Here is a 16699-nt window from a genome sequence, read left to right as displayed (position 1 = left end):
CACCTATCAGCAGATTTGATTTTGCTCATTGGGGTAAGCCGCTTTTTTCACCGAGTTGGACGGTTTCTTTTGTCCGCTGTTGGCGTGAAGCGGAAATGCCGATCACGAAGCTTCATCGGAACAATTGCATGATGCTTTCGGTGCTCGTGTTGGCAATGGATAACGACTGGATCACAAGCTGCTCCTTTGCTTGAAGGGCTTTGAGCCGCGTCGAGGTCTCATTCATGTCAGTGTCGACAAGACGGCCAATGCCCTTACTGATGCTATCCATGAGGGTCTGCACGAACCTCTCCTGAATATCGATGCGTGTCGTGACCGCGCCGAGCGTGCTTGTGCCGGAAATGACCTTTTGCAGCATAGCATCGACGCCGGACAGGTAACTTTCGAGGCTTTTGGCAGGATCCGTGATATCCACGTCGAGAATGTCGAAATTCGGCGCAGGGCCGATATTGTCGGTGACGTTGCCGACGACCAGCGAGGAGCGATAACCCATATCGGGATAAAGCGCCGGATCAACGGTGAAGACAATGGCTCCCGCGCTTTGCGAAACGATCAGTCCCATGCCGCTGACTGCTGCGTTGAGCACCGATGCGAGATCGGAAGCCGAGTTTATCCAGCCATCCGACGTGCCGAGCGTTGAATCCACCAGATCGCGGTCTATCGTGACGGTACGCTGGGTATCGCCGTCGATATTGAAATCGAAGGCGAAGGCGACGTCACGGTAGACCTGAAACGGCGCGGTGAAGGCAAATTGATCCGTTGCATAGCCCCCAAGAACATCCGCGACCGAGGATAATTCCAAGCCACCTGCATAGTTTCCTGATAGGTCGGATTGGACGTTGGTGATAGCGATGCTGGAGCCCTGATGACCGCTCGCCTCGGCCGTCATGATAAAGAAGCTACCGGAAGCTCCGCCACCACCTCCGCCGATTTTGCTGGATATTCCCGCTTCGGCAAAAGCCTGTATCAACACGTGATAATAATCGATGGCATCGTTGATCTTGCCATCCGAGGCGCCGAGTGCGGCATCAATCGTAGATTTGGTAATCGTGACCGCATGGGTGTCCCCGGCCGATAAAGCACTTGCATCAATGGTGATGTCGAAGGTGATTTCGTCCGTGCCAGTCAGCGTGACCGGTCCTGTCATCTGCCAGCGTTGATACCCCCAGGACGAGGTTGAACTGAGATTGGAGTTGCGAAAGCCGCCGATATCACCGAGCGAACGTGGGTCTTTCTGCAAAGCACCGCCGCCGCCGACGTTGAACAGGCTGATATCCGCTACGTCGATATCCGTAGTGCCGACCCGCACGGAGCCGTCAGCCGATCGGATAAATGACGACGTGATGCTCGTCGGTAGCGACGACAATTCCCAAAGGCTTTCCGGCGCGTCCGTGTTGAGCCAGTTGACCCCGTTGAAGCTGGCTGATGTGGTAATCGAAACCAGTTGATCCTTGAGTTGCTCAAGCTCGGTCTGGATTTTACCCCTGTCCAAGCCGTCCTCTTTGGCGGCAACGAGTTTCGCCCGGAACTCGCTGAGAACATCAATCGTGCTTTCCATGCCCGCGTAAGCGACATCGACCTTGGCCGCACCAAGGCCCAAAGCGTCCGACACGGCGGAGAGTGCCATATTGTCCGAATGCATCGTCGTGGAGATCGACCAGTAGGCGGCATTGTCGGCTGCGCTCTGTACACGAAGTCCCGAACTCACGTGCCGCTGCATGTCGACCATGTTCGCGCCGATTGTTCGCAGGGTTTGCAGCGCGGCCATGGCTGCCATATTCGTCAAGATGCTGGTCATGGTAACCGTCCGAGCCCATGCGCTGGCTTGCAGTCCGCGCTAACGGTCTGCTTTGAGCCAGCAATGAAAGGACACTTCTCACGGTTAACCACAAAGGGTGCCCGCTATAATGGCGGGACCGTCACCCTAAGAGCGAGGATACTCTTACCTCAGGGCTGCCCGACAGGAATCGAGCATTTTCACCAACGTTATTGCATTAAAGAGGATTAACGGGAAGTTAACGACGATGAAATCTACGGAGCATTGGCGGTCGGGAACTTCGGTATGATGCTCGAAACCAATTCGAACTCCGGCTCGAAGCCAGCGATGAGCTCCACGAACCTTTTCTCGATTTCGTCTGCGTTGCGAATATCGCTAACAGCGATGTAGTTCTCCCGTAGGAACCGTGAATAGAGGCGCCCCCTGTCAGAGGCACCGACCGGGAACTGAATTCGTTCCAAGCCTTTCGCAGATGCTGCCGTCCTGATCGCCTCGATAATCCCCTTTCGAACTTTATGGTTTGAAACGGGACCAACTTCCGCATGCAGTTTGAGGTGCGCCGCCGTTCCGTCATTGCTGGCCCGTATCTCCACCCACGCGATTAGCGGATAGCCTGCCCACCAGTTTTCGCAGCCGGACCATGCGTCCTGGGTTTTATCCAGTTCTTCTCGCCACCGCGCAGGCAGAAAACTCACAAGGCTTTTCTCATGGCTTGAATATTTGAATTCGTGCTTGCCGATCCTGACGGTCTTCCCTCGCTCGGGCTTGTCGCCAAACAAACGAAAAACAGCGACTGCAAAACCCGCGTCGAGGCGATCTCTCTTGATGAGATCCAGCACTTTCTTTTGATCCCGAAAAAGCTGTCGGGCCAGATCGTGCGTTTCAGAGCGTCCTTTGCTCATGTCAGTAAGCTTGGCCTCCCGTCAGGCGTTTCTGCATCCGTCAGCCGAATTCGCGTCCCGTCAAGTGTTTTTGCACTCGGCGGAAAATTTATATCTTGTTAACCGAGTGAGCCGCAGTAATCTCAATGTAGAAAGCGGTGATTTGCGCCGCGTCTTCTCAACCTACTCCCGCAAGCCGAAGCATTACGCCGGCTTAGCCATTTACACCCCGCTCCCCTCGCGCTCGAACCTCACCGCCTCTGGTGTTAGCGGTTCGACGCAAAGGAGGCGGTTATGCAGGACGATTTTCCCGGCAATCAACATTCATCGGGTCCGGTGCGGGCCTATTCCTATGTGCGTATGAGCACCCGCAAGCAGCTTCGTGGCGATAGCTTGCGCCGACAGCTTGAGCGGTCGAAAGCGTTCGCGGACGAGCACTCTCTGCTTCTGGACGACAGCTTGCAGGACTTGGGCGTCAGCGCGTGGAGGGGCAGAAACTTCAAGACCGGCGCGCTCGGCAAGTTTCTGGCCATGGTCGAGAGTGGCGAAATCCCCAAAGGCAGCTATCTGCTGATCGAAAGCCTCGACCGGCTATCAAGAGAAGCGGTGCCGGATGCGCTGACGCTGTTCATGGCGATCATTAATGCCGGGATCGTCATCGTGACGCTCGGCGAGGACCGGCAGATTTACAGCCGCGACCGGCTTAACGGGGATTGGACCAAGCTGATTATCGGGCTTGCGGTGATGTCGCGCGGTCACGAGGAAAGCCAGACGAAGAGCGAACGCATCAGTGCTGTTGCCAAGCGGAAGCGAGAACAAGCCCGCGAAGGCAAGGGCCATATCACCAGCATCACCCCCGCATGGATCGATGCAAAACGGATCGACGCGAACCGATACGAGTTCACGCTGAACCATCACGCGGAGACGGTGAGGGTAATCTACGAGCTGGCAACGCGCGGGCTCGGCGCGACGGTAATCGCACGCAAACTCAATGCGGACGGCGTTCCGGCCTTTAAGAGCAAGGACGGATGGTATCAGAGCATCATCAAGGCGCTACTCACCCGGCACGATGTCATTGGCATATTCCAGCCGCATTGCATGCAGAACGGCAAGCGGGTGCCGGACGGTGATCCCATCGAGGGTTATTTCCCCGCCGCCATCGACAAGGACTTATTCTTGCGTGTGCAGACAATGCGCAACAATCCCGGTAGACCGGGCCGCAAAGGTCACACATTCGCCAATCTGCTCACTGGCCTGTGCTACTGCGCCCATTGCGACGGGCCGATGACGATGAAGATGAGCCGTGTGAAGGGCAACGAAAATGGGCGCTATCTCGTATGCGCAAACTATGTGCGCGGCCATCGTTGTTCCGATGGCAACCGGCATTTCCGCTACGAACCGCTTGAGGCTGCAATTCTCGATCACGTCAAGGAACTCAATCTGGCCGATGCGCTGCAAACGGCTCGCGTCGATCAGGCCATCAGTGACATCAACGAAACGATTGTCGGATTGACGATCAGGCTGGAGGAGCTTCGCCGCAGGGAACAGAGGTTGGCGTTGGCAATCGAAGATGAAAGCCAGCCGCTGGAAGTCATCTTCGATCTACTCAAGGTAAGGCAGGCCGAACGGCACGCCGTTGAAGCCGAACTACGGCACCATCAAAATGAGCGCCAACGGTTGTCAGCGAGAAACAACGATCCCGAACTGGCCGGCGACCATATCAGAGTTTTGCGTACAGCATGGGAGGCCGCCGAAGACGCTGACGCCCGCTATGCGCTTCGCTCGGAGGCCCATGCCGCGATCCGAGAACTTGTCAGCGAGATCAGCTTCGACAGCGCCATCTGTTCGGTTACTGTTATCGTTGCGAATGGTGCGGTCGCTTATAGAGTGCACGAGGGCCAGATTAGCGGGCGCTTCCAAGCGTTCGCGGCATGAGCATCGGTAGGTGTCCCATGCAAAAAAGTTCGTTCGAACGAACTTTCCGGCAGAGTAAGCGGAATGGCCGCAAGCTATCCGCCATAAAGCTTGACCTATCCGGCTCGCATCCCTTGATATCGCTTGACGATTTGTTGCTCCGTGGACCCGTCCTTGCTGCCCCGCTTCAATTCCTCGATGCGCTTTTCGAGAAGCTTGATTTCAGCATAGGAATCGTCATCCAGCAGGACAGGCTCATTGGCATAGTCCTCTTGTCCGGGCCGGAGGAAGTCCTTGATTTGCTCGGTATTAACCTGCGCATAGTGCTTGTCGATCATTGCAAGTGAGGTGCGGGTATTGCGGGCGACGTGGTGGACCGAGACGTTGTTGGCGAGCATCTGCGAGATATAGAAGTGTCGGAACGAATAAGACGTGCGGCGAATGCCGCGATTGTCCTTTTCCAACCCTGCCGCAATCAGCAAGGCGTTGAGGCTTTTCTTGAACGACAGGATGCGGTTGCCTTTCTCATCCACGAAAACCGGGTCGCCGTCCTGCGGCTCGCGTCCCATGTCATTAACGAACAGGTCCCAAAGCATGCCGAGTGCAGATAATGCACCGTAAAGCGGTACTGCGCTGCCATGCTTGCTTTTGCCGTGAACCGCCAAACGAGCGTCCTGTTGATAGAGAGGGAGGTGTCGCGTTTCACGAAACAGTGAGATATCGCCCCATGTAAGGTTCTTGGCTTCTGTAGGGCGTAAGCCGGAATTGGCCTCAGTTCGATATAAGCGTGCAGCCGAACACGATCCGCGCGAATGCCTTCTGTGACAGCTTTTTGTGTCCAGACACGGCCATCCTTCGCCTTGATGACCTTGAGTTTCGCATGATGCTCGTTAATCCGCTCGATGCTTTTGGCGATCAGCTTCTCGTATTCCTCCGGTTTGAATCCGGGACGGCGATTGTCGGGCTTTTTCTTCGCTTCGACAGTTGGCAACTCCAAAGGCTTACAATAGCCCCATCGTGATGCCTGACGGAAAAGCTCGCGGATGATGACCATTTCGCCTTTCATGGTTGCCAAAGCAGCGACTTTGCGCGGGGCAGCGCGGGAGAAGACGCGACCGTCTTCCCGCTCGCAACGGATTTTCTCGATCTTTGATCCCGGCCCCGTTGTCCAATAGGTCTTTCGCCATTCCAGATAACGTTCGACATCCGCAGTCGTGATGAGGTCGATTGCCTTATCCTCGAAATAGGCGACAGGAAAACGCCGGATGATCGGAGGCCAAAAGGTCGGGTGATATTGGCTGCGTTCGTCACGCTCCGCTTCCGCACAGACCTTTTCGATAAACTCCTCGGCGACCTCATTGAAAGGATGCTGGACCAGCGATAGGCCCTGCTTATGCCGATACTTCTGCTCGTGATAAATCTCGTTCGCCCGCTGTAGGGCGGCATCGTAGTCGGCAATACCGAGCGACTTCTTGATTTGCCTGCCACCGAGCGAATAGCGCATGGACCAGTTTCGGGTGCCCTCACGCTGAAAAAGCGTGAAAGGGGCGTTTGTCGGTTCGGGGGTGCGCTGCAACATAACCTGGGCTCCAATGGAGTTACTTCGGTCGGAGCACTGCGCTGGAACTGCGCTAGCTCCGAGACCGAGCCCGGAAACGCTACATTGAAATCATTGAGAAATTCCGAAGGATATGCGCTACTGAGCTAGGACTGAGCTAGCTTATTTCCAGTGCGCATGAGGACAAGAAAAAACTGATAAGTCAACAAAATCAACTAGTTCAGTGGCGCACCCGGCAGGATTCGAACCTGCGACCTTTGGAATCGGAATCCAACACTCTATCCAGCTGAGCTACGGGTGCAGCGGTCACGCTTGAATCGCGTGCAGCGGTTGGTTCATACCCCAGCTTTGTTTTCGCATCAATGTCTAAAAATCAGAGATTTGCGAAACGTTGTCTGTTTTTGGGCGGGGTGGGGCGCGAGGCCTGTTTTGGGGTGGTTCCGGGCCTTTGTGCGATGGTGGGGCGATGCGTCGTTTGACGTATTGTCTTTTTGCCGCAATAGGGTTTCCCTTATAAGTAGTATGTTATTGCCGGGTCGGGCCGCTGTTTTGCCGCTTTCACGAAGAGGCGATCGGATGAGGGCAACGCCTTTCAAATACGGCGCGGTACACGATTTTATCCCCTTAAAATTGGCGGGTAAATAGTCATACTTTTTTTGTTCGCCGGGTGGCGATCCGGAGTCCGGGTTTGCTTTGCCGGCGATTAACTGTCAAATTATTATACAATATTAGTATCATCTACATTTATTTGGGATACAGTTTCGTGACGTTGTCGGTTATGATTTCGACAAGGTAAAGGAACGAATCAGGCGGGGGATCGGATGGCTTTGCGATTGGCACACAGCAACGGGCCGCGGACGGAAAAGGCCGAAAGCGGCAGCGCGGAAGCAGCGCATATCACGGCTATCGACTATGGGTTGCTGACGACTGCGATCAGCTATCATTTGCGGCACTCGCAACTTGCCGTGGCAAACGGTTTTGCCGATGTGCTGGCGGAGCAGGGATTGCGGCCGGCCGATTTTTCCGTTCTCGTCATCGTCGGCGGCAATCCGGGTCTCAAGCAGAGCGATGTGGCCGAAGCGCTCGGCATACAGCGCGCCAATTTCGTCGCCATCGTCGACAGCATGGAAGAGAAGGGACTGCTCGTTCGCCGCAAATCGGAAGAGGACAGGCGCGTTCATTTCCTCGACATGACGGAGGAGGGCAGCAGCCTTCTCGACCGGCTTTCCAACACCTGGCGGGATCGTGAGGAAAAGCTGATCGACAGGATCGGCGGCAAGAAGGCCCGCGATCAGCTTCTGGCGCTGCTCGGACGCCTGCGCGACTGACCTTCGGCGAGAGCGGGGGCAATCCAGGCACAGGCCGCCGCAGGGTGCTGCCTGTGACGCAGATGTTGCGTCTTGCCATTGCCTTCGGCACCGGCGACGGTCTTCCTGCGCGGGTCTTTCACGCCAGCCTGATCGGCAGCGGGGCTGAATTGCGTTGCAATTTTCCTGTGAAACCGCCAAGACGCATAAGCATCTTCACGCCTTTGGGTGTGGAACCGCAATCATGCGATCGACTGGAAAGGCCCGGGACGGGAACGCCATGCTGAATATCGATACGAGTCATCCGCTTTATCGTCCCCTGTGGGTCCGGTTGCTCATCGTCGGCTTTTGCGCCGCATGGGCCGTCATCGAATTCGTCAATCGCGAGTTTTTCTGGGGAACCATCGTTGCCGGTATCGGCGCTTATGCGGCCTATGAACTGCTGCTGAAGTTCAAACCCGCAAGCGATGCTCCCAAAAGCGGAAATGGCGCGGATGAGCCTGCCGCCGAAAGCGCGCCCACCGACAAGAACGATGCGGGCTGAAGCGCCTCCTGTCTTTCGTTTCATTCATGTATTTTGCGAGATTAAGGCTATCCGGCACTTTTACCGGAAATGCTCCCGCGCCCGCAGCATGCGGATCGCCTGGTCGATCAGGAGATTGGCCGCGGTCATGCGCAGCGTCGCATTGTGCCGGAACTGCGGTTTCACCCGGTCGGGATGATTGAGGCGGGCAAAGGCGCGGCGCTTTTCCGCAAGCGTTGCAGCCGTGTCGGTGTCGTGGATCGCCAGTTCCGCCGAAACATCGGCAAGCGACGTCTTTTCGAGATGGGCCGGCATCGGTTCCGGTTCGGGCTCCCGCTCCGGTTCCGGCGGTGGCGCGGGGTCGGCCAGGAAGGCGAGATAGGCATCGAGATTGCCGTTCGCGGGCGGCGGCGTTTCAATATGTGTATCGATAACGAAGCCCGAGCTGAAACCGGCAATGCGGTGACCGGCGGGCGGTGGCGGCTCCGCGCCTTCCTCTTCCGTTTCTTTTTCGTGTTTCAGCCTGTCGACGACCGACTGGAAGACGGATTGTCCGAAGAGCATGCGGCTTTTCCCTCGCCGGTCTGACTATCCGGCCTTTATGGATCATGAAGGTGGTGTCTGGCTTGCCGCCGTCACGGGCCGGTCAGCTTGCGGCTTTCATCCAGAACCAGATCGTAGAGCAGGCGGGCGCTGGGCGGCAAAACACGGCCCTTGGTGGTGATGATGCTGTAGGGCTTTACGACGAGTTCGAAATCCGTCGGCAATATCCGGGTTCGGCCGATATCGGCCTGCTGGCCGGCAACGAATTCGGCCATGTCCTGCGCGATTGGGGCGATGGCATCCGTGTTGCAGACAAGCGCAAGGGTGAGCACCACGGATGGCGTATTGATGACGTTGCGCGGCATGGCGACGCCGTGGGTGAGGAAGACATCCTCCATGGTTCTGCGCAAAAGCGCGCCGGGCGGCTGGAAGACCCAGTCGTAACCGGAGAGATCCTGCAGGGTCACGGGCTCGCCGCGAAGCAGCGGGTGGCCTTCGCGCACCACAAGACAGGCGCGCTCTATGCCGATTTCATGGATGGAAAAGAGGCCGGGATCGAAATCGTCCGGTATCCGGCCGATGATGAAATCGTGCCGGGCCGCCAGCAGTTCGCGGGCCAGCACGTTGCTGCTTTCCACCTGCACGTTGATTTCGATGCCGGGATAGGTGTCCATGGCGCGCCTTATGGCGGGAACCACGAGGCTAATGGCCGGCGCGGTGACGGCACCGATATAGACCGAGCCGCCGCTGCCGGATTTCATCTGGTTCAGCTCGCGGCTCGCCTCGCGCAGTTCCAGCAATATGGTGCGCGCGCGCCGCGCCAGCGCCTCGCCGAATTTCGTCAGCACCACGCCGCGCGAGGCCCGCTGACAAAGGGGTGATTTGACGATCGCCTCCATTTCCGAGAGCATGCGTGAGGCTGCGGGCTGCGTCATGTTCATGGCGGCGGCGGCCGCGCTGACCTGCCCGTGCTCCTCGATCATGACCAGCATGCGCAGGTGGCTCATCTTCAATCCGGCCCGCAGCAAAGGGTTGTCCTCAAAGACGAAAAGGGCATCCGTTGTTTGCGCCTGCTCATACACTTTTTGGTTGTTCATCCGTGGTTTTATACCCCTCATCGGTTTTTGTATCGATTTAATATATCATAATTGATATATGGAAACTGATTTATTCTATTTGACAGTTATATGGATTCAGAACAATTTGCGGAATGCCGGGGAGGAGCGGCAGCTGTTCCATTTCGCAATTGCGAAATCGGAGTGAGCGCAATGCGGCTTCTTCCTCTGACGGCATGAATTTCATGGTGCACCGCAGCATGCGGGCTCCAGAGAAGGGCTCAAGGGAGAGAGTTAATGAAGTCCATTATTTCGCTGATGGCAGCTTGTGCCATCGGTGCTGCTTCTTTCGCAGTGCCGGCTTTCGCACAGGACAAGGGTTCCGTTGGTATCGCCATGCCGACCAAGTCGTCCGCACGCTGGATCGACGACGGCAACAACATCGTGAAGCAGCTGCAGGAAGCCGGTTACACGACCGACCTGCAATATGCCGATGACGATATTCCGAACCAGCTTTCCCAGATCGAAAACATGGTCACCAAGGGCGTCAAGGTCCTCGTGATCGCATCGATCGACGGCACGACGCTGTCGGACGTCCTGAAGCAGGCCGGCGAGCAGGGCATCAAGGTCATCGCTTATGACCGCCTGATCCGCAACAGCGGCGACGTCAGCTACTACGCCACCTTCGACAACTTCCAGGTTGGCGTTCTGCAGGCGACTTCGATCGTCGACAAGCTCGGCCTGAAGGACGGCAAGGGTCCGTTCAACATCGAGCTCTTCGGCGGCTCCCCGGACGACAACAACGCCTTCTTCTTCTATGACGGCGCGATGTCGGTTCTCCAGCCTTACATCGACAGCGGCAAGCTCGTCGTGAAGTCCGGCCAGACCGGCATGGACAAGGTCGGTACGCTGCGTTGGGACCCGGCAACAGCCCAGGCACGCATGGACAACCTGCTGTCCGCTTATTACACCGACGCCAAGGTTGACGCCGTTCTGTCGCCTTACGACGGTCTCTCCATCGGCATCATCTCCTCGCTGAAGGGCGTTGGTTATGGCACGAAGGACCAGCCGCTGCCGGTCGTTTCCGGTCAGGACGCTGAAGTTCCTTCCGTCAAGTCGATCATTGCCGGCGAACAGTACTCCACCATCTTCAAGGACACCCGCGAACTCGCCAAGGTGACCGTGAACATGGTCAACGCCGTTCTGCAGGGCAAGGAGCCGGAAGTGAACGACACCAAGACCTATGAAAATGGCGTCAAGGTCGTTCCGTCCTACCTGCTGAAGCCGGTTGCAGTGACCAAGGAGAACTACAAGCAGGTTCTCGTCGATGGCGGTTACTACAAGGAAGACCAGCTGAAATAAGCTCGACACACATGCGGGGATGACTTGGCGTCATCCCCGTTTTTCCATAAAAATAAAAACGCCGGAATTAATCGGGCGCTGGATTGCGATATGGCCAATACCATTCTCGAAATGCGGAACATCACCAAGACGTTTCCGGGCGTGAAAGCGCTTGAGAACGTCAACCTCAAGGTTAAAGAGGGTGAGATCCACGCACTCGTCGGTGAGAACGGCGCGGGGAAGTCGACCTTGATGAAGGTCCTTTCCGGTGTTTACCCCGCCGGCACCTATGAGGGCGAAATCCACTATGAAGGCGCAGTGCGGAATTTTCGCGCCATCAACGACAGTGAAGATATTGGTATCATCATCATTCACCAGGAGCTGGCGCTCGTGCCGCTTCTGTCGATTGCGGAAAACATCTTCCTCGGCAACGAGGTCGCTTCGAGCGGCGTCATCAGCTGGCAGCAGACCTTCAACCGTACCCGCGAACTTCTAAAGAAGGTGGGCCTGAAGGAATCGCCGGAGACGCTGATCACCGATATCGGTGTGGGCAAGCAGCAGCTCGTCGAAATCGCCAAGGCGCTGTCGAAGAGCGTGAAGCTGCTCATTCTCGATGAGCCGACGGCTTCGCTTAACGAAAGCGATTCCGAGGCGCTGCTGAACCTGCTGATGGAATTCCGCAAGCAGGGCATGACCTCGATCATCATCACCCACAAGCTCAACGAAGTGCGCAAGGTGGCCGACCAGATCACCGTTTTGCGCGACGGCATGACGGTGAAGACGCTCGACTGTCATCAGGAAGAAATCAGCGAGGATGTCATCATCCGCAACATGGTGGGGCGCGATCTCGAGGATCGTTATCCGCCGCGCGATGTGCCGATCGGCGGGACCATTCTCGAAGTGAAGAACTGGAACGCCTATCACCAGCAGCACCGCGACCGCCAGGTTCTGCACGATATCAACGTGACCGTGCGCAAGGGCGAAGTCGTCGGCATTGCCGGTCTGATGGGTGCCGGGCGCACCGAATTTGCGATGAGCGTGTTCGGCAAGTCCTATGGCCACAAGATCAGCGGCGAAGTGCTGATCGACGGCAAGCCGGTCGATGTCAGCACCGTGCGCAAGGCCATCGATGCCGGTCTGGCCTATGTCACGGAAGACCGCAAGCATCTCGGTCTCGTGCTCAACGACAACATTCTGCACAATACCACGCTTGCCAATCTGGCCGGCGTGTCGAGTGCCAGCATCATCGACGACATCAAGGAAATGAAGGTGGCGAGCGATTTTCGCACGCGCCTGCGCATCCGCTCGTCGGGGATTTTTCAGGAAACGGTCAATCTTTCGGGCGGCAACCAGCAGAAGGTGGTGCTCTCCAAGTGGCTGTTCTCCAATCCCGACGTGCTGATCCTCGATGAACCGACCCGCGGTATCGATGTCGGCGCGAAATATGAAATCTACACCATCATCAACCAGCTCGCTGCCGACGGCAAAGGCGTTCTGATGATCTCATCGGAAATGCCCGAACTGCTCGGCAATTGCGACCGCATCTACGTCATGAACGAAGGCCGCATCGTCGCTGAATTGCCGAAGGGAGAGGCGAGCCAGGAAAGCATCATGCGCGCTATCATGCGCTCAGGGGAGAAGAACTCATGAGTTCGGCAAACACAACAAACGAAGAAAGTAACGTCATCTCGGTCGGGTCGTATATTCGCTCCAATATCCGCGAATACGGCATGCTGATCGCGCTCGTCGCCATCATGGTTTTCTTCCAGTTCTACACCGGCGGCATCCTGTTCCGCCCTGTGAACCTGACCAACCTCATCCTGCAGAACTCGTTCATCGTCATCATGGCGCTGGGCATGCTGCTCGTCATCGTGGCCGGGCATATCGACCTTTCGGTCGGTTCCATCGTCGCCTTCGTCGGCGCGATAGCGGCCATATTGACCGTGCAATGGGGCATGAACCCGTTCCTTGCGGCGCTGATTTGTCTCGTCATCGGCGGTATCATCGGTGCTGCACAGGGTTACTGGATCGCCTATCACCGCATCCCGTCGTTCATCGTGACGCTGGCGGGCATGCTGGTGTTCCGCGGTCTGACGCTGTTCGTGCTTGGCGGCAAGAACATCGGTCCGTTCCCGACCGATTTCCAGATCATCAGCACCGGCTTTCTGCCCGATATCGGCGGCATTGAAGGTCTCAACACCACCTCGATGATCCTGACGGTGCTGATTACGGTCGTGCTGTTCTATCTCGCATGGCGCCGTCGCGTCGTGAACGTGAAGCACGGTATCGATGTCGAGCCTTTCGGTTTCTTCATCGCCCAGAACCTTTTGATTTCGGCCGCGATCCTGTTCCTCGGCTACCAGCTTTCAACCTATCGCGGCCTGCCCAACGTGCTGATCGTGATGCTTGTTCTCGTTGCGCTCTACAGCTTCGTAACGCGCCGCACGACCATCGGCCGTCGCATCTACGCGATGGGCGGCAATGAAAAGGCGACCAAGCTTTCCGGTATCAATACGGAGCGCCTGAGCTTCCTCACCTTCGTCAACATGGGTGTGCTGGCCGGTCTTGCCGGCATGATCATCGCGACACGCCTCAACTCGGCGACGCCGAAGGCGGGTGTGGGCTTCGAGCTTGACGTTATCGCGGCCTGCTTCATCGGCGGCGCTTCGGCATCCGGAGGCGTTGGCAAGATCACCGGTGCGGTCATCGGCGCCTTCATCATGGGTGTCATGAACAACGGCATGTCGATCGTCGGCCTCGGCATCGACTTCCAGCAGATGGTCAAGGGCCTCGTGCTGCTCGCCGCCGTGTTCTTCGACGTCTACAACAAGAACAAGGGCTGATTGCCCAACCCACATAGCAAGTCAAAAAGGTGGCCGGTTTCCGGCCACTTTCATAAGGTGCAGGCGTTATGCGCCGCTTAGAAGAGACAAGGCGCGTTGCGCCGGAGGAAGGAAATCCCGTGCTTATTTCACAGATCAAGGATGCCAGTGGCAAGATCACCGTAGCCGTTCGCGAAGAAGGCGGGCAGGCGCACGCCGTCAAGGGTGCGGCGTCGGTTTATGCGCTCGCCATGGAAGCCGCCAATGGTGGCAAGAGCCTTGCCGATGTCATTTCCGCGCATGGTCTCGGCGATGCCGTCGATCTCGAAAAGGCCTATGCCGAAGGCCGTTTCCTGCCGCCGATCACCCATCCCGATCCGGCGCATCTGCATCTGACCGGCACGGGCCTTACCCATCTCGGTTCGGCCGCGACCCGCGACAGCATGCACAAGAAGACCACGGAAGCGGCGGAAGAAAGCCTGACGGACTCCATGAAGATGTTCCGCATGGGTCTCGAAAACGGCAAGCCGAAGGCCGGTGAAAAAGGCGTTCAGCCCGAATGGTTCTACAAGGGCAACGGCCATGTGGCGGCAGCACCGGGTGCGGCTCTCACCTCTCCCTCCTTCGCGCTCGATGGTGGCGAAGAGCCGGAAATGGCCGGCATCTACGTGATCTCCGACAAGGGCGAAGCGGTTCGTATCGGTTTTGCCGTCTCCAACGAATTTTCCGATCACGTCACCGAGCGGATCAACTATCTCTACCTCGCCCATTCCAAGCTGCGCCCGGCAAGCTTTGGTCCGGAAATCCGCGTCGGCGCTCCGCCGTCGGATATTCGTGGCACCTCGCGCATCCGCCGCGGCGACAAGGTCATTTTCGAAAAGCCGTTCGTTTCGGGTGAGGACAACATGTCCCACACCTTTGCGAACCTCGAATATCACCACTTCAAATACGGCCTGTTCCGCGCGCCCGGCGACGTGCATGTGCACATGTTCGGCACTGCGACGCTCTCCTTTGCAGAAGGCATCAAGCCGGAAGCGGGCGACGTCTTCGAGATCGAAGCTGCCGGTTTCGGCCTGCCGCTGAAGAACCCGCTGGCCGTGGATGCGGAAGAAGAGATCACCGTTCGGCAGATCTGATCTGCGGACTGCGCATGAAAAATGGTCGGGGGTGGGTCATCCCTCCCTCGACGTCATCCTCGGGCTTGTCCCGAGCATCTGCGACCGATTGATTTTACGCGACGTGGATAGATCCTCGGGACAAGCCCGAGGATGACGCAAGATGATAGCTCTTTCATCCCGTTATCCCTTAGCGCGTCGGGCAACTTTCAGGCGCTTCCCTCACCCGAACCCCCAAAGCTTTCCTTCCCCAACCTCCACCGAATTACCCGCCGGATCGCGGATATAGACGGAATAGCTGTCATTCGGCCAGCGGTGATAATGTTCGATGGGAATTCCGAGCGCTTCGAAGCGCGCCTTCCAGCCATCCACCTCCGACTTGTCCTTGGCGTAAAAGCAGAAATGACCTTGCCCCACCGCGCCGTGGCGGGGGATCGGATTGTCGGGGTCGGCCCGGCGGGATTGCTCGGGGTCGAAGATCAGCAGCATCTGCTGCCCGCATCGGAAGAAGATGAATTGCCCCGGCAGCCTGCGCACCACTTCCAGCCCGAAGACATCCCGGTAAAAGGCTTCGGCGGCGTCGAGATCGTCGGCGTAGAGTGCGGTTTCCATAATGGCGGCTGGCGGTCGCATGGTTCCTCCCGGCGGTTCAGGGGTTTCCGGCGGCGGATCGCGGAAACCTATTTGCCTGTTGTGTAGGTCAGCACCGTCAGGTCGTATTTGCCGACGCCACGTTCCAGAACGGTCCAGCCGCAGTTGACATAATAGGCTTCGAGACCCCGCTGGCAGCAGAGATAGCTGGTCTCGTGGCCAAGTTCGGCCGCCCTTTGCGTCGCGGCCTGCATCAAGGCTCGCGCCACGCCCGAGCGCCGACGGTCTTCTTCCACCCACAGGGCCGCGACCCAGGGCAGATATTGCGGACGCTCTTCCAGATCGCAATGGATGAGGAAGGCGGAGCCGACATAATCGTCGCCGTCATGGGCGACGAAGCCGGTGGGCAGCGTATGAGGGTTGGTCATGCCCTTCAGGTGCTCGGCGACGTCGCCCACCTGAAGGCCGCTATCCTGCCACCATGCCGTCCAGACCCGTTCGGCGATGACGGGGCCATGCGACTGGCAGTCGCGATAGTCGGAAATGCTGTACAAGGCCGTCTCCCGGCCGGCTTTCTTCCCGCAGGCTGAAGCCGGATCATGCTTTCAAATCGATGCGGGGATTAAACCGGGTGGGACGGGGTTTCGCAACCGTCAAGTTGTCGCGCCGGATCAGGGTTTCGTTGCCGTCACATGCAGCCATGCGGTCGGGAGCTGGTCGTAACCGCTGCCCTGCCTTGCCTCGATCTCCACCGCCGCCCAGTCAAACCGTCCGTAAGCGTCTTCCAGCCAGGGCTTCGAAGGGTAATTGTAATAACGGCCGAACACGTCCCGGCCTTCCGCTTCTCCCGCCTTGAAGCTGGCATAAAAAACACCGCCCCGTTTCAGCGTCGTGTGGATGCGGCCGATAATGCCCGGCAGGGCAGGGCGAGGCACATGCAGCAGGCAGGCATTGGCCCAGACGCCGTCATATCGCGCACTCTCGTCGATATCCTCGAACAGCAATGTCCGGACGGGAATGCCGAGCCGGGCTTGCGCCGCTTTGGCGATTTCAGGCGTTCCGTCGGTGGGGTGGACATCGTAACCGGCGGCCAGCATGAATTCGCTGTCCTGCCCGCCGCCGCATCCCAGTTCGAGAACGCTTGCACCCTCTTGCAGCCGCGCCAGGAATGTTTCCAGATGCGGGCGATCCGCCGCCTGCCCGCGCGAGGTATAGGCCGCGGCGTTACCCGTATAAAAGCCGATTGTGTCGTCGTCCCTGCCGGCCATCGTC

Annotated in this window: 15 protein-coding genes and 1 tRNA gene; 7 read left to right on the top strand and 9 right to left on the bottom strand. The window is 57.7% G+C overall.

All coding sequences use genetic code 11. The annotated features are described in order from the left end of the window. Positions 1 to 112: 112 nt before the first annotated feature. Positions 113 to 1798, bottom strand: coding sequence for a flagellin (locus L901_RS05775; protein WP_059754337.1), 1686 nt, complete (start codon positions 1796 to 1798; stop codon positions 113 to 115). A 233-nt stretch (positions 1799 to 2031) separates the two neighbouring features. Then, positions 2032 to 2679: a hypothetical protein gene (locus tag L901_RS05770; protein WP_059754335.1), complete on the bottom strand. Its 648-nt coding sequence runs from the start codon at positions 2677 to 2679 to the stop codon at positions 2032 to 2034. 273 nt (positions 2680 to 2952) lie between these two features. Here L901_RS05770 and L901_RS05765 point away from each other — a divergent pair, with 273 nt between their 5' ends. After that, a complete protein-coding gene (locus L901_RS05765) occupies positions 2953 to 4593 on the top strand; it encodes a recombinase family protein (protein ID WP_059754332.1) in 1641 nt (546 codons plus the stop codon). Between the two features lie 95 nt (positions 4594 to 4688). Here L901_RS05765 and L901_RS26005 read toward each other — a convergent pair whose 3' ends face one another. Continuing rightward, positions 4689 to 5285 (bottom strand): hypothetical protein, encoded by a 597-nt coding sequence (locus tag L901_RS26005; RefSeq protein WP_245289588.1) that lies wholly within the window; start codon positions 5283 to 5285, stop codon positions 4689 to 4691. A 1069-nt stretch (positions 5286 to 6354) separates the two neighbouring features. Further along, positions 6355 to 6431, bottom strand: a tRNA-Arg gene (locus L901_RS05750). Positions 6432 to 6951: 520 nt separating this feature from the next. Between L901_RS05750 and L901_RS05745 the strand changes: the two genes are divergently transcribed. After that, positions 6952 to 7458 carry a MarR family winged helix-turn-helix transcriptional regulator gene (locus L901_RS05745; RefSeq protein ID WP_003520548.1) on the top strand — a complete coding sequence of 169 codons (507 nt, stop codon included), beginning with the start codon at positions 6952 to 6954 and terminating at the stop codon, positions 7456 to 7458. 259 nt (positions 7459 to 7717) lie between these two features. Beyond that, a complete protein-coding gene (locus tag L901_RS05740) occupies positions 7718 to 7981 on the top strand; it encodes a hypothetical protein (protein ID WP_020808914.1) in 264 nt (87 codons plus the stop codon). A 60-nt stretch (positions 7982 to 8041) separates the two neighbouring features. On the opposite strand, the gene L901_RS05735 is transcribed toward L901_RS05740, so the two are convergent. Next, on the bottom strand, positions 8042 to 8524 hold the full coding sequence (locus L901_RS05735; protein ID WP_059754323.1) for a hypothetical protein: 483 nt from the start codon (positions 8522 to 8524) through the stop codon (positions 8042 to 8044). Positions 8525 to 8595: 71 nt separating this feature from the next. Continuing rightward, positions 8596 to 9600 (bottom strand): LysR family transcriptional regulator, encoded by a 1005-nt coding sequence (locus tag L901_RS05730; RefSeq protein ID WP_020808912.1) that lies wholly within the window; start codon positions 9598 to 9600, stop codon positions 8596 to 8598. A 255-nt stretch (positions 9601 to 9855) separates the two neighbouring features. Here L901_RS05730 and chvE point away from each other — a divergent pair, with 255 nt between their 5' ends. From chvE to araD1, 4 genes are all read left to right on the top strand, one after another. Then, positions 9856 to 10920, top strand: coding sequence for a sugar ABC transporter substrate-binding protein ChvE (gene chvE / locus L901_RS05725; protein WP_003520542.1), 1065 nt, complete (start codon positions 9856 to 9858; stop codon positions 10918 to 10920). A gap of 90 nt (positions 10921 to 11010) precedes the next feature. Next, entirely contained in the window at positions 11011 to 12549 is a 1539-nt protein-coding gene (gene gguA, locus L901_RS05720) for a sugar ABC transporter ATP-binding protein GguA (RefSeq protein ID WP_059754320.1), read from the top strand. After that, positions 12546 to 13742 (top strand): sugar ABC transporter permease GguB, encoded by a 1197-nt coding sequence (gguB, locus tag L901_RS05715; RefSeq protein ID WP_059754318.1) that lies wholly within the window; start codon positions 12546 to 12548, stop codon positions 13740 to 13742. The genes gguA and gguB overlap by 4 nt, the downstream gene beginning before the upstream one ends. Before the next feature lie 119 nt (positions 13743 to 13861). Next, entirely contained in the window at positions 13862 to 14857 is a 996-nt protein-coding gene (gene araD1, locus L901_RS05710; RefSeq protein ID WP_059754611.1) for a 2-keto-3-deoxy-L-arabinonate dehydratase AraD1, read from the top strand. Between the two features lie 201 nt (positions 14858 to 15058). Here the strand turns inward: araD1 and L901_RS05705 are convergent, their stop codons facing one another. The 3 genes from L901_RS05705 to L901_RS05695 form a co-directional block, all read right to left on the bottom strand. Further along, on the bottom strand, positions 15059 to 15469 hold the full coding sequence (locus L901_RS05705; RefSeq protein WP_059754315.1) for a VOC family protein: 411 nt from the start codon (positions 15467 to 15469) through the stop codon (positions 15059 to 15061). Positions 15470 to 15516: 47 nt separating this feature from the next. Next, positions 15517 to 15981: a GNAT family N-acetyltransferase gene (locus L901_RS05700; protein WP_059754312.1), complete on the bottom strand. Its 465-nt coding sequence runs from the start codon at positions 15979 to 15981 to the stop codon at positions 15517 to 15519. A 117-nt stretch (positions 15982 to 16098) separates the two neighbouring features. Further along, complete coding sequence (locus tag L901_RS05695) at positions 16099 to 16695, bottom strand: bifunctional 2-polyprenyl-6-hydroxyphenol methylase/3-demethylubiquinol 3-O-methyltransferase UbiG (RefSeq protein ID WP_059754308.1); 597 nt, start codon at positions 16693 to 16695, stop codon at positions 16099 to 16101. Positions 16696 to 16699: the final 4 nt, after the last annotated feature.

The organism is Agrobacterium sp. D14 (genome assembly GCF_001526505.1).
GTDB classification, from domain to species: domain Bacteria; phylum Pseudomonadota; class Alphaproteobacteria; order Rhizobiales; family Rhizobiaceae; genus Agrobacterium; species Agrobacterium leguminum.
This window is presented reverse-complemented; position numbering and strand designations above follow the sequence as displayed.

Coding starts and splice junctions, on each gene's coding strand:
- L901_RS05695 (WP_059754308.1), bottom strand. CDS start 16,695: ATGGCCGGCAGGGACGACGACACAATCGGCTTTTATACGGGTAACGCC.
- L901_RS05730 (WP_020808912.1), bottom strand. CDS start 9,600: ATGAACAACCAAAAAGTGTATGAGCAGGCGCAAACAACGGATGCCCTT.
- L901_RS05705 (WP_059754315.1), bottom strand. CDS start 15,469: ATGCGACCGCCAGCCGCCATTATGGAAACCGCACTCTACGCCGACGAT.
- chvE (WP_003520542.1), top strand. CDS start 9,856: ATGAAGTCCATTATTTCGCTGATGGCAGCTTGTGCCATCGGTGCTGCT.
- L901_RS05735 (WP_059754323.1), bottom strand. CDS start 8,524: ATGCTCTTCGGACAATCCGTCTTCCAGTCGGTCGTCGACAGGCTGAAA.
- gguB (WP_059754318.1), top strand. CDS start 12,546: ATGAGTTCGGCAAACACAACAAACGAAGAAAGTAACGTCATCTCGGTC.
- L901_RS05765 (WP_059754332.1), top strand. CDS start 2,953: ATGCAGGACGATTTTCCCGGCAATCAACATTCATCGGGTCCGGTGCGG.
- L901_RS05745 (WP_003520548.1), top strand. CDS start 6,952: ATGGCTTTGCGATTGGCACACAGCAACGGGCCGCGGACGGAAAAGGCC.
- L901_RS05740 (WP_020808914.1), top strand. CDS start 7,718: ATGCTGAATATCGATACGAGTCATCCGCTTTATCGTCCCCTGTGGGTC.
- L901_RS05775 (WP_059754337.1), bottom strand. CDS start 1,798: ATGACCAGCATCTTGACGAATATGGCAGCCATGGCCGCGCTGCAAACC.
- gguA (WP_059754320.1), top strand. CDS start 11,011: ATGGCCAATACCATTCTCGAAATGCGGAACATCACCAAGACGTTTCCG.
- L901_RS05770 (WP_059754335.1), bottom strand. CDS start 2,679: ATGAGCAAAGGACGCTCTGAAACGCACGATCTGGCCCGACAGCTTTTT.